Origin of the sequence: Novosphingobium sp. ERN07 (assembly GCF_012641335.1) — a bacterium.
GTDB lineage: Bacteria > Pseudomonadota > Alphaproteobacteria > Sphingomonadales > Sphingomonadaceae > Novosphingobium.
Genome location: NZ_JABAID010000038.1, coordinates 1 through 12,723 on the forward strand (window position 1 = coordinate 1; position 12,723 = coordinate 12,723).

At 62.2% G+C, this 12,723-nt stretch carries 10 protein-coding genes; 3 read left to right on the forward strand and 7 right to left on the reverse strand.

The genetic code is table 11. The features are described from left to right. Positions 1-236: 236 nt before the first annotated feature. The 3 genes from HGI47_RS21510 to HGI47_RS21520 form a co-directional block, all read right to left on the reverse strand. Positions 237-536, reverse strand: a complete 300-nt coding sequence (locus HGI47_RS21510; RefSeq protein WP_168854808.1) for a hypothetical protein — start codon at positions 534-536, stop codon at positions 237-239. Beyond that, positions 533-1,462 carry a LysR family transcriptional regulator gene (locus HGI47_RS21515; RefSeq protein WP_168854809.1) on the reverse strand — a complete coding sequence of 310 codons (930 nt, stop codon included), beginning with the start codon at positions 1,460-1,462 and terminating at the stop codon, positions 533-535. The genes HGI47_RS21510 and HGI47_RS21515 overlap by 4 nt, the downstream gene beginning before the upstream one ends. 198 nt (positions 1,463-1,660) lie before the next feature. Next, positions 1,661-3,973, reverse strand: a complete 2,313-nt coding sequence (locus HGI47_RS21520; protein ID WP_206066354.1) for a TonB-dependent receptor — start codon at positions 3,971-3,973, stop codon at positions 1,661-1,663. A gap of 275 nt (positions 3,974-4,248) precedes the next feature. Here HGI47_RS21520 and HGI47_RS21525 point away from each other — a divergent pair, with 275 nt between their 5' ends. Next, a complete protein-coding gene (locus HGI47_RS21525) occupies positions 4,249-4,713 on the forward strand; it encodes a nuclear transport factor 2 family protein (protein WP_168854811.1) in 465 nt (154 codons plus the stop codon). Positions 4,714-4,797: 84 nt separating this feature from the next. Here the strand turns inward: HGI47_RS21525 and HGI47_RS21530 are convergent, their stop codons facing one another. From HGI47_RS21530 to HGI47_RS21545, 4 genes are all read right to left on the reverse strand, one after another. After that, entirely contained in the window at positions 4,798-6,555 is a 1,758-nt protein-coding gene (locus HGI47_RS21530; protein WP_206066355.1) for a PQQ-binding-like beta-propeller repeat protein, read from the reverse strand. Between the two features lie 71 nt (positions 6,556-6,626). Next, on the reverse strand, positions 6,627-7,184 hold the full coding sequence (locus tag HGI47_RS21535; protein WP_168854813.1) for a c-type cytochrome: 558 nt from the start codon (positions 7,182-7,184) through the stop codon (positions 6,627-6,629). Then, positions 7,169-8,416 (reverse strand): MFS transporter, encoded by a 1,248-nt coding sequence (locus HGI47_RS21540; RefSeq protein ID WP_168854814.1) that lies wholly within the window; start codon positions 8,414-8,416, stop codon positions 7,169-7,171. Before HGI47_RS21540 ends, HGI47_RS21535 begins: the two co-directional genes overlap by 16 nt. Positions 8,417-8,661: 245 nt before the next feature. After that, positions 8,662-9,831, reverse strand: coding sequence for a histidinol-phosphate transaminase (locus HGI47_RS21545; RefSeq protein WP_240950369.1), 1,170 nt, complete (start codon positions 9,829-9,831; stop codon positions 8,662-8,664). 309 nt (positions 9,832-10,140) lie between these two features. Between HGI47_RS21545 and HGI47_RS21550 the strand changes: the two genes are divergently transcribed. Next, positions 10,141-11,310 (forward strand): aminotransferase class I/II-fold pyridoxal phosphate-dependent enzyme, encoded by a 1,170-nt coding sequence (locus HGI47_RS21550; protein WP_206066356.1) that lies wholly within the window; start codon positions 10,141-10,143, stop codon positions 11,308-11,310. Between the two features lie 102 nt (positions 11,311-11,412). Next, on the forward strand, positions 11,413-12,552 hold the full coding sequence (locus HGI47_RS21555; protein ID WP_168854816.1) for an alpha-hydroxy acid oxidase: 1,140 nt from the start codon (positions 11,413-11,415) through the stop codon (positions 12,550-12,552). The last annotated feature ends 171 nt before the right edge of the window (positions 12,553-12,723 follow it).

The following is a 12,723-nucleotide window of genomic DNA, read 5'->3' on the forward strand; positions in this document are numbered from 1 at the left end:
ATGACCGACACGCTCACCAAGCTCGCCAACGGTCATCCCGCCAACAGCGTCGGCGAACTCATGCCTTGGATCGCCGTGGCCTGAGAACATCGGTTACGGCGCGGGGGGTGGGGGATAAATTCAGAATTGCCTTGGGCCGGCCCTGACCAATCCATACACCTTCCACATGCCCCCGACTGTTGAGATGGTCGGCTATATCTGATCAGATGATCAACCGACGAGAAAATACCTTGAGATCAAAGCGCTCTTGGAATGGCCGATTCGAATGCAACTCGGTGCTGTAACGCCAACCGAAGTGGCAATACTCGGTCATGTTGCACCCGCTGTGTGTGACCAGTGCTACTCAACAGCCCAATAGCTCCCGTTGAAATTGCCTCGCGTATCTGTAGGGGGGCATGAATAACCCGATCATTGTCGTTGACCCGTGCTCCTTTGATCTCGACGATATGCGCGCCGCACAGCGGTGAAATTGGATTACCTTGCGGCAGGAACATCCCGAAGGTCATGAAAGCCCGTTCGCGGGCGTCGAGGCTCATGCTCCTGTAACGGCCACCTTCTGTGCGATGTCGAAGATAGACTTTCGCAGCCAGCAAGCAAATACCTCATTCTTGTAACGGCGATGCCAGTATTGGAAGACCCTGATCATCGGCTGTTCGAAGGCCAGCTCGATTAGCTTCAGCGGATAGATTCCCGCGAGATGAACGGCGAGCGAGCGCGGGTAAACAGAGATGAGAGACGGGTCACGAAGGAGGATTTCCGGCGTCGCCATAGAATTTGGCGTCGTGACCCGCGCCTTGCGCTGATAGCCTTGCCGCTCGAGAAAATCGTCGACCAGATTCTTCGGCTGCGTCTGCACTTGATGGGTGACGTGGTCTGCGTTGAGATACTCTTCCAGAGTCAATGCAGAGGACTTCGGATAGTCCCTTGAGCATATGGCGACGAGATCATCGTCATAAAGCTTCTGGCACATGAGATTGGACGAGGACGACGCGATGAATCCAACATACACGTCCAGCTTGCCGTCGAGCAGCAGTTGCTCGGCCTCGCTGGAACGGTTGGCCAGGGTATACACCTTGCATTCCGGCGCCTCCCTGCGGATGTGGTCCAGCAACGGTGGCAATAGCAGCGTCTCACCCACATCGCCCAGCGAGAGCGTGACGGTCCGGTTCGCGCCGCGTCCCGCCATGGCGCCGTGGGTCGAGAGAATCTCTTGAACTGACGAGAGGATACGCTCGACAGGCTCGATCAATTCGGCTGCCTTCGGGGTCGGCACCATGTGGTTCCGGGTCTTTACGAAGAGCTCGTCGCCGAGCAGTCGGCGCAAGCGCGTCAACGCGTGACTGGCCGCGCTTTGGGACATGCCCAGCTCTTCCGCCGCTGCGCTGACATTGTTGTGCTTCAGGATCGCATGCAGGACGACCAGGAGATTGAGATCGAAATTGCGCAGGTTGATTTGCGACACGTCTCCTGCTCCTTCCGATCGCGCAAGCGATTGTGACTTTCCGTACGTCTCGATGGGTACAGGATGGAGTGATGGCAGGTCAACGGACCCGTCGGCACCTGCGGCGAGGGGAAAGGCGAAGTCGCTCGCCAGACCGGAAAAGGGGCTGGCTCCGCGTGGAACCAGCCCCCCCTCGCACTCGCTTGCTATGCAAGCCCGTCAGAATTGCCGTGAAAGCGTGAACGACCATTCGCGCGGCGCGCCCGGCGTGCCCAGCCGGCCAGCGGAGGCCAGCGGCGAGATCGCCGAGTAATATTCCTTGTCTGCCAAGTTCGTCACGCCCACGCTCGCTGTCCAATCCCCATCTGGAGACGTCCAGCCAACGCGAGCGTTGAGCAGGTCGAGCGGGGCAAGCGCCGCCTCCGGCGTGTTCGGCAGATCTGTGAAAACCTTCGAGCGATGGCGGTAGTCAAGCCGGAGGCTGGCTTTGCCCAGCTGCCCGATGTAGGTAGAATATTCACCGCTGAGGGTCGAGGTCCAGCGCGGAACGAGCGCTGGCACGCAGGACAGGCACGGCCCGCCCCGGACAATCTCGGCACCACCGAGCGCCAGATATTTGTAGTCCGTCAGACCGAGCGAGCCACTGAACTCCAGCCCGCGCGCGGGACGGAGCGTCGCCTCGACCTCGAAACCCCTGATCCGCGACCGGCCCACATTGGTGCGGACGATCGCGATGACGCCGTTCAGGTCGAACGACGAGGCATTCATCTGCAAGCCCTTATAGTTGCCGGTGAAGGCCGCTACGTTGAGGCGCAGCAGCCTGTCGAACAACTCGCTCTTGAAGCCTGCTTCATATTCGACAAGCGTCTCGGGATAGACCGGCGTGATCTGCGCCGCCGTTGATGGGCGGGGGTTGAAGCCGCCCGCCCTGAAGCCGGTCGAGGCCGAAACGTAGGCCATGATGTTGTCGGTGATCTTGTAGTCGGCACCGAGTTTCCAGTCCCACCGGTTGTATGACACCGCGCCCGGGGCATTATTGATGAACGCTACGCGGTTCGGATAGGTCGCCCGGTAGAAGGAATAGGTCTTGCTCTCGTCTGAATAGCGCAGGCCGCCGGTCAACGACAACTGGCTGGTGACATTGGCGGTGACGTTCAGGAAGCCAGCCCAGCTCCTGCTCGACGCGCGATCGTCACCCAGAGCCAATTGCGGAATGGTCGGCGTGTCAGTCTCGCTGATCGTTCGGCCAGAATTTCTGAAATAATATCCGCCCAGCGTCCACTCGAGCAGCTTGTCGAGCGAGTCACCAGACAGGCGCAGTTCCTGGCTGAACTGATTATGATACAGCCAGTTGCGCGAACCTCCGACGTCCAGCGGCGAGGAGTCGCCGTCACGCCCGAAGATGCCGTGATATTTGCGGTAAGCCGTGATCGACTTGAGCGACATCGCGTCGTTGACAGCGAAATCTAGAACGCCGCTAACGCCCCAGCCCACCACGTCACTCTGGTTGGGCTGATCGAGGCCGAAGGCGGCAGCGCTGAAGCCGGCATAGCTGGTGTAAAGCGAGTTCGTCAGGAAACGGCCGTCAAAGGGAATGCCGTAGCGCGGGATCGCAATGTTGGTGTTGAAAGCCGCCAGCGCCGTATTAATCGAGAGGAGCTTCGCGGGGGCCTGCTCTCCCTTGTCGCTCGACATGTCAGCAGTGATGGTTGCCGTCAGCCGGTCGCTCAGGACGGCCTTCAGCGTAGCGCGACCAGAGACGACGGTGGTTGCCCCCATCGTGCCGACCTGGCATGAGCTGTCCGTCGTGCGCGCCCGCAGAACGTAGGACAGGTTCCCGGTCATCGGCCCGACAAGCGTTGGGTTGGCGCAGGCAAAATCCAGCACCTTCATGAACCCGTCGCGATGGCGGACGCCGGCGGCAATCCGCAGCATCATGCGATCGGGCACGAGGCCGATATCGAGCATGCCGCGACCTTCGTAGCGACCGAAGCTACCCACCGTCATGCTCAGCGAGCCGGAATTGTCGCCGCGAGGTTGATTGGAAATGACGCGGATCGCGCCACCGACGCTGTTTTTTCCGAATAGCGTGCCTTGGGGGCCGCGCAGGACCTCCACCCGGTTCACATCGAGCAGGTCGAAGATCGAGCCGAACACCGTGGCGTGGTAGACATCGTCGATGTACATGCCGACGGCGGGTTCGACGGAGAAGTTATAGTCTCCCTCACCAATGCCGCGGATCGATACGCCGGCGGACTTGCCAAGCGCGGTGCCGCCGGCGGCGAGATAGAGGTTGGGGGCGAGGCCGCTGACATCAGTCACGTCAAGCGCGCCTCTCGCGCTCAGGGCTTCGCCGGTGACTGCGGTGATCGCGAGCGGTGTGTCCTGAAGCCTCTCGGCTTTGAACCGTGCAGTGACAATGATGGTTTCGTCGTCTGGCGCCTCTTCCGCCGCCTGGGCGGAGCTCGATGCTGACAGTGCAACGGCAAATGCAATGCCAGACACAACACTGGCCAGTGCCAATTTTCTCAAACTTGCCTCCCCTAGGTGACCTATAAATTTGGCCACGCGTCGGTCATCGTCCCGGTGGCATGAACCAATCATCTAGCGGCTGGGTCGGCCGAGCAAACGCAAGGTCTCAATAACGGCTATGACTGGCGCGCATAATGATCGCCACTCATAAAGGCCTCCATGTATCGGAATCATAGCGGTTATGCCCGCTGCGAGATTGATTGCCCGCAGATGCCAGCGGATAGCGATCATCGACAAAGGTCGATGCAGGCCTGTCGCGATGGAGGGTGATCACCATGGAATTCAACGAACGATACGGCAACGACAGGGCGGAGATCGAGAACCTGATGTCTCGCTACATCTTCGCGCTCGATTGGCTGGACGTGGAAACCTATCTCGACACCTTCTCCGAGGATGGCGTGCTCTGCGGCGTGTTCGGTCGCTACGAGGGCCGGGAAGCCATCCGGGCATGGACCCCGGAGTGGTTCGAATATTATCCAAAAAAATTCGGCGGCACGACGGGCAAGCCGCTGTCGCGCCACTTCATCACCTCGCTCGTGCTGAAAGTTGAGGGCGATGTCGCGACAGGGCGAGCCTACTGGTTCAACAACGACATCCAGGTTCCGCCATATTTCGGCGCCTTCGGTCATTATGAGGACGAGTTCCGCCGGGTCGACGGGCGCTGGTTGATCTCGCACCGCGAGGTTTTTGGCGAGCGACTGGGCGCAACGCCGACACGGCCGCAGAACCCGGCCTGGTAACGTCAGACCTCACGCCTCCGTGCCCTCGAACAGGGCTTTCCGGGGGCGTGGTTGCCCTTGCGCGCGTGCGCACGCTCAGTCGGATCACTTCTTCTTGAGCTTGAACACGAAGATGGAATTGCCGGTTCCGGACGGCAGCGGCACTTCCGGAAATGCCGAGGAGATGGTTGCCGCCGCAGCGCTGTAACCGGTCGGCACGACGAGGAACTGCTCGCCGTCCAGTTCATAAGTCATTGGAGAACCGCCGACCGGCGCATTGAGCCGGGCTTGCCAGACGATCTTGCCGCTCTTCTGATCCCAAGCCTTGACGTATCGACCCGCATCGCCCCCGAACACAAGGCCGCCGTCCGTGGCAAGCAGCGAGGATGTGAGCGAGGTCCGTTGGCGCGCTTCCCATCCTCCGGAAGGCGGACGCTCCGCGCCGATGGGGATCGCTTGTACCAGACCGGCGTCCTCGGAACCCGGCGGGAGCTTGCGCGGCCCCATCTTTACCGAACCGACCATGCTGCCTGCCGCAAATTCCGCCTGGATTGGCGTGACGCTGCTGCAGCTTTCGGTGAGGGGCACAAAGAGACTCTTGCTGAGCGGACTGTAGCTCGCGGCCTGCCAGAGCTTGCCGCCCGAAACGGACGCGCAGGCAAGCATTTCCTCGCCCAGCCGCTTGGGGATCAGGTCGGTGTTCACATGGACCTTGCCGTCCGGATCAATGCCAGTGACGACATTCTGAAAGACCGTTTCCTGCGACCACAGATAGCGCCCGGTGTCCCGGTCCAGCGCGAAAAAGATGCCGTTCTTGCCGGCGACGGTAATCAGCAGGTGGCGAACCTCACCCCCACTGCGGTCGTCCACCAGAATGCGCTCGAAAGGACTGTCGAGATCCCAGTTGTCGCGCGGCAAGTGTTGGTAATACCAGCGAATTTTGCCGGTCGAGGCATCGATGGCTAGCGTCGAGTTGGTGTAGAGTACATCGCCCGCGCCTGAGCCGCGCACCAGCTCTGCATAAGGCCCCGGCCCTCCGGTTCCCCAGAACACCAGGTTGGTGCGCGGATCATAGGATCCGGTGGTCCATGGTGTACCGCCCCAGCGGTTTTGCGGCGGGACCGGACCCCAGCTCGCCGACTGGGCCGGGTTTTCGGGATCGTCCAGAGTGTTGACGCGCCACACTTCCTTCAGGGTCGTGAAGTCGTGCGCTGTGATGAAGCATCCCCCTGCCGTTTCGGCAATGGAGCAGCCCGAGATCGCCGAGATGATCTTGCCGTTCACGATCTGTGGACCCACGGTGTAGCCGTAGCCCAGCTCGGGGTCGAACACCTGCGCCTCTCGCAAAACGGCCCCGGTGCGCGCATCGAGCACGACAATGCGCGCATCCGCCGTCGTAAGAACGACAGTATCCATGTACAGGGCGATCGAGTTTTTCTGGCGACGCCCCTGATAACGACGATAGGCCTGCTCGACTGGAACCTTGGGGAGCGTCGGTCGATATTCCCAGACCAGATCGCCGGTGCGGGCATCGAGCGCCTGCACGACACTGCTGTTCGTCTGAAGGAACAACAATCCATCGTGCATCAGCGGAGCGGTTTCCTGGATGCCGTCGTCTGCCATCGGCCAGGCCCACGCAAGTTCGAGCCGGCCAACAGTGGACCGGTTGATCCGGGTGAGCGGGCTAGAGCCCTGATTGTCCTGCGTCCTGCGCCATGCAATCCATTCACCCGGTGGTGGCGAGCGCAGCATGTCGTCCGTGACGGGCGTGTAGGCCCGGGGCCCGGCTGGAGCAGGCGGCGGCGTAGAAGGCTGCGCCCACGCGATCAGCGGCACCAAGGCCAACCCCGCGGCGCAGGCCACCAGTGCAGTCCTTGCCGCGAGGCTCGGCATGGGCGAGGGGCAACCGGGCCGACTGCGAGGGGAGAAACTCATCATTTCGGGTCCGTCACGCTCGGCAGAGCGCGCCCCCAGGTGTAGGCTTGCGGCACGCTGTGCTTTGCGACCGCAGCCGGGGCGCCGGCATTTGACTTGGCGGCGGCGGGACAGCCTGCTGCCAGCGCGGTCAGGTTAATGTCCTTGTCGGCCAGAGCGTCGGGATCGAGCGCACGGCCACCCGTACAGGCTCCGTTCCTCGAAAGGATGTAGGCGACGATCGCTGCATAATCCTTCTTCTTGAGAGTGCCGGGCGACTGGGGCGGCATCGATACGGCAATGAACGCATAGAGGCCGCCGACGGTGTGATAGCCGTTCAAAATGTCCGGTGTGGCGAGCGCGGGAGCATTTCCGCCCTCAAGATCTGCGCCATGACAAGCGGCGCAGGCCTGCCGATAGGCGAGCCCCCCCGCAGCCACCTGATCCGCAGATGGTGGCGCGTCGAGACCGCTGGAGGTCTTGAGCGTAGCCCCGATCGCGGCGATCTGCAAGGTGCCGGCCATCAGCAGGAGGCCGAGCGCGCGCCGGATCGGCACCCGCCTCATTGGGCCGACCATGCGCTGGCCGCCTGAGCGTCCTTGCGCAGATGCTTGCCCGCCAGGAAGATGGCCGGACCGGCGAGAACGCCGATGAGGGCTGTCACCGACATGGAGTAGCGGATCGCCTCCTCGTGCCAGATCGATGCGAGGGCGTCGTTAAGCGCACCCACGCCGGCAGGGCCGACGATCTGGCCGACTATGGCAATGATGAGGACATAGGTCGCCATGCCGAAGGTGCGAATGCGCGCCGGCATGACTCGCACGAGGATCAGAGACATCAGTGGGACCATCATCCCCTCGGCCAACGCACTGATGGCCACACCGACCGACGCGAGCGCCGCCGTCGGGGCAAACAGGAACAGGAACTGGGACACACCCACAGTGACGAAGCAGCACGCGGGCAGCCAGACGCCCCACCGCTCGTCCCGCCTCTGCAGCCAGCCCAGCATTACGCCGCTAGCAATCGCGCCGACGAGGTTTGTGATGCCGCGAATTGGGCCGATCAAGGCCGCGCTCTGCGCCACGTCTAGCCCATGCACGCGCAACATGAAGGTCGTGCCCCACACCAGATGTGCGTGGAAGGAGACCGTATTCAGCGCTGCCGCAATTGTCGCGAGGACAAATGTGCGGCGGCCAAAGAGGAAACTGAAGGACGCGCGCAACGGCGGTTTGTCCTCAGGCGCTACAGCCTGTTCCCCGTCGAAGCGGCCACGGGCCGGCTCGCGCACTGTCAGTAGGATCAGCAGACCGAGCACCATCCCGGCTGCACCAGCCGCAAAATAGGCCTGTCGCCAGCCATAGACATGGCCGATCCAGCCGGCGATCGGTGTCAGGACGAGGCTGGAAATCGCAGTCCCTGTGACTAGGATGGAGAAGGCGAGGGGGCGCCGTGCTTGATCGAAAAGATCGGACAACATGGAGGTTGACGGTGGCGTTCCGGCCGACTCTCCCGCACCCATGAGGAAGCGGGTTGCCATCATATGCCAGACATTGCCGACGAAGCCGGTGGCAAAGGTCATGGCGCTCCAGAATGTGAAGCCCACGCCGATGATCACCTTCCGGCTATACCGGTCTGCCAATCGACCGACCGGGATGCCGAGGATCGCATAGACCAGCACGAAGACAACACCAGTAATCAGGCCAAGCTCGGTGTCCGTCAGGCCCAGATCCTTCTGGATCAGCGGAAACAGGAGTGAGATAAGCAAGCGGTCGAAGAAGTTGAACGCGTAGGCCAGCGTCAGCAGGGCCATTGCGTAACAGGATCGCGCGCTCCAGCCGCCATCGGGATGTCGCAGCGCAGGCCGCGCGCCTGTTGCTTCTGGTTCATGTGCAATCATTCCTAGCAGCCCCTCTCACTGGGCGTTTGCCGCCCTATCGTCCCGGTCTCCACCGATGCTTGCCCTGTCAGGCAGGCCGGGCACCGCTCAGGCCGGGAATTTCTCAAAGTCCTACTCCTTATCCGCCCCGGAGACTCAACGCCTGTCGTCGATTGCAGTTATCGATCCGCTTCATAGGCTCGGGCGGACCAGGCCGCCGCGTCCTGACCGTTGGAAATTTGAACCAGCGCATCGGCATAGCGCCGCGTGTCGTCAGGCGTGCCGACGGAGACGCGCGAATAGCGGGACCATTTTTCTCCAAAAGCCCCACGAACGAGAATACCGCGATTGGCCATGGCGTCGCGTAATGCGTCTGCGTCCAGCACGTCGACGAAGACGAAGTTGGCCTGGCTCGGCAGGGCGGCGTAACCAGCTGCCGCGACCGCATGCAGAATCATGTTACGCCCTTCCCGGATCGCTCGCAGCGACGCTTCCAGGAACGGCTGGTCGTTGAACGAGGCGATCGCTCCGGCCAGGCCGGCCACGTTCCCGCCGAAGCTGGTGACGTAGCCCCGGATCCGAGCGATATGCTCCTCGCTTGCCAACGCATAGCCCATCCGCGTTCCTGCCATCCCGTAGATCTTCGAGAAGGTTCGTGTGACGATCACGTTGCGTCCGGCCCGCACAAGATCGACGAGGGAGTTCTCGTCCGGCAGATCAGTCATCTCATTATAAGCTTCGTCGACCAGCAGCGTGGCACCGCACGCTTCCACTTTTTCCGAAAAGGCACGCAGCGCCTGATTGTCGAGCAATCGCCCCGTGGGATTGTTGGGGTTCACGATGTGGACCAGCGCCACGCTGTCATCGAGCAGATCGGCCATGCCATCGAGGTTGATGCCGACCCCGGCATCCATGGGCACCCGAATGCAGCGCACGCCCTTGCGCGCCGCATAATTGATCGGCGCATCCCAGAACAGTTCGGGACAGATGACGCTGCCCTTCTGCCCCCAGGCGAGAGCCGTTGCGCACAGCAGTTCCGTCGTTCCTGAGCCCAGGATGATCTGGCCGAATGAAAGACCAAACCGCTCCGCAATCATGTCGGTCAAGCGCATCACCGCCCGATCAGGATAATAGCAGGACAGGCCGACTGTCTCTTTCATAGCCCGCACTGCGGAAGGCGCAGGGCCGAACGGATTTTCGTTGCCGGTCAGACGGGCTTGTCCAGGCAACGGCCCAAACAGCTCGGGAATGGTCGTGGTAGCCTGGGCTTGCCACACACCGGTGAGCGCTCCCCCTTGCACCAGCGCCGCGACGTTCGTGGCGCCTGGTCGGCCTTGGACATTGCTCAACGCTTTCACTCCCTCCGTTGCATCACCCGGGCATTTCATGCCTCGCGCTTATTCCGTCCGCCCCCCCCGGATCTGTCGGGCAGCCAGGCACCGGCGTATTGGAATCCCGGGCCACAGGAGTCAATGAAACCGGTCATGCGCCAAAGTCATAGCTCCTATCGAAACGGATCATTGGGCATGACCCAGCCAAGGCCGCCATAAGCCTCCAAGAATAAAGCCGACAGTTCGCCATGGCGGTCGCGCGATCATTGCGCGGCTGACGCCGGAGCGCACCGGGATTTAGCGGCTGAGAAATATGCGAGAGGTACTGTGACGTTTACGCACGAGTTCGACCGGATCACCATCGAATCCCTGCAATTGACCGGCGCGACCAAATGGGCTGCACGGGACGGCAGCATTGGTGCATTCGTGGCTGAGATGGACTTCGGCGCGGCCCCGGCGATCAAGCGGGCGCTTAAAGCTGCGATCGATCAGGAGAGCTTCGGCTATCTGCCGGCAAACCTGATGGACGAACTAAGCGACGCCACGACGCAGATGCTGGCCCGCCAATACAACTGGAATGTGTTGCCCGAGGATGTGCATCCGGTCCAGGATGTCCTGAAAGTGCTCGAGATCGCAATCGAACACCACAGCCGCCCCGGTTCGAAGATCATCGTCCCCACACCCTCCTACCGACCGTTCCTGCTCTTCCCGCCCATGATGGGCCGGGAGGTGATCGAGGTGCCGATGCTGAATGAGTCTGGGACCTATCGTCTCGACCTCGATGGCATCGGCCGGGCCTTCGAGGCCGGCGGCAATCTGCTTATCCTATGTAATCCGCATAATCCGACCGGAAGGGTTTTCCGACGCGACGAGATGGAGGCCGTCTGCGCGCTCGTTGACAGTCACGGCGGCCGCGTCTTCGCCGACGAAATTTGGGCGCCGCTCGCATTTCCGCCCCATCAACACGTGCCTTACGCATCGGTCAGTGCAACGTCCGCCGGCCATTCGATCACGGCAATTTCCGCGTCCAAGGCGTGGAACCTTCCCGGCCTCAAGTGCGCACAGGTCATCACATCGAATGACGGCGACCGGGAGCAGTGGCGAGACCTCTCATTCATGGCGGCCCATGGCACCTGCAACCTTGGCGCGGTGGCAAACATCGCGGCCTATCGTGATGGCTGGGACTGGCGCACTGATGTTCTTGCCTATCTGCAGCGCAACGCCGCCGCGCTCGGGGCGTTGATTGCCGAACGGTTGCCCGAGGTGCGCTATGGCGAACCTGACGGAACCTATGTCGGCTGGCTCGACTTTCGCGGTGCAGCCGTGGACGGCCAACCCGCAGCCTTCTTCGAGCAAGAAGCCAGGGTCCGCCTCACGGACGGGCGGCATTGCGGCGCCGATTTCGCTGGATTCGCGCGCTTCATCTTCGCCACACCCTATCCCATCATGGAGCTCGCGCTCGAAAGGATGGCCGCGGCATTGGGCAAGCAGCGCTAGGTTGCGCAGGCGTGACGTTGGCGGCCGGGCATACAGGCTGATCATTGTTCGCCAGGGCAGGCGAAGGCAGGCGGGAAAGCGATTGGACAGGTAAAGGAGAGCATGATGGACTTTGGCTGCTTCAACGTCGCCGACCTGCGCGAAAAGGCGCGCAAGCGCCTGCCTCTGGGCGTCTGGGAATATGTCGAGCGCGGGACAGAGGACGAACACGGCATGGGCCGCAACCGCGCTGCGCTGGATGCGATCACCATGCTCCCGCGCGTGCTGCGCGCAGTGGAAGAGGTCGATACGTCCACTACACTCCTGGGCGAACCTGTTGCTCTGCCCCTGGCGATCGCGCCGACAGGTGGCGCAAGCATGTTGTGGTACCAGGGTGATCTCGCGCTGGCGAAGGCCGCAGCGAAGGCGCGGATTCCATTCACGGTCTCCAGCGCCAGCACCATGAACCTCGAAGAAATCGCCACCGCCGGCGGGCGGATGTGGTTTCAGCTCTACCTGTGGGAGAATCGAGCGCTCTCCATGGCGGTGGTCGACCGGGCCTGGGCTACAGGGTGCGACACGCTGTTCGTGACCGTTGACATGCCCGTACAGCCCAACCGCGAATATATGCGCCAGAACGGCTTCGGCACGCCGTTCAGGCTCAATGCCACAAATCTCTTTGACGTGCTGAGCCACCCGCGCTGGCTCGTTGGCACAATGGGCCGCTACCAGCTTCATGGCGGCATGCCCTCGCAGGCGAACCTGCCCAAGCAAATGCGCACCAAGGTGACCGAGGGCGCGCCTCCCGGCGGCCGGTTCAAGCAGGACGACCTCGATTGGGAAGGCCTCAAGGCGATCCGCGACCGCTGGCCAGGCAAGCTGGTGCTAAAGGGCCTGCTACACCCTGAAGACGCGCGCCTCGCCATGGAAGCCGGAGCCGATGGCGTCGTGGTGTCGAACCACGGGGCGCGCGTCTTTGACTGCTCGCCCGCGACCATCCACGCCTTGCCGCAGATCGTCGACGCCGTGGGCGGGCGCATGCAGGTGCTGTTTGACAGCGGTGTGCGCCGCGGCAGCGATATCATCAAGGCGCTGGCCCTAGGCGCGGACGGGGTGCTTGTCGGCCGGGCGCCGCTTTATGGTCTCGCCGTAGGCGGCGAAGGCGGCGCGTGCCGCGCGCTGGAATTGCTGCGCACAGAACTGGTGCGCTCGATGGGCATGCTGGGCCTGCGCACCGTCGCCGAGGCAAGGGGACGGCAATGACCGCACCCTTCGACGCCACGCGGGCGTTTCCGTATTATCCCGAACTGGCGCTTTATGAGTAACCCCTAGTTTTCTAGGTGGCGTGGACAAATTGGCGTGAAGCGGGTTCGCGTATCACCGTGATCAACGGTTAAGCGTTTGGTACGCTTCGAACACGTCGACGGGATTAAA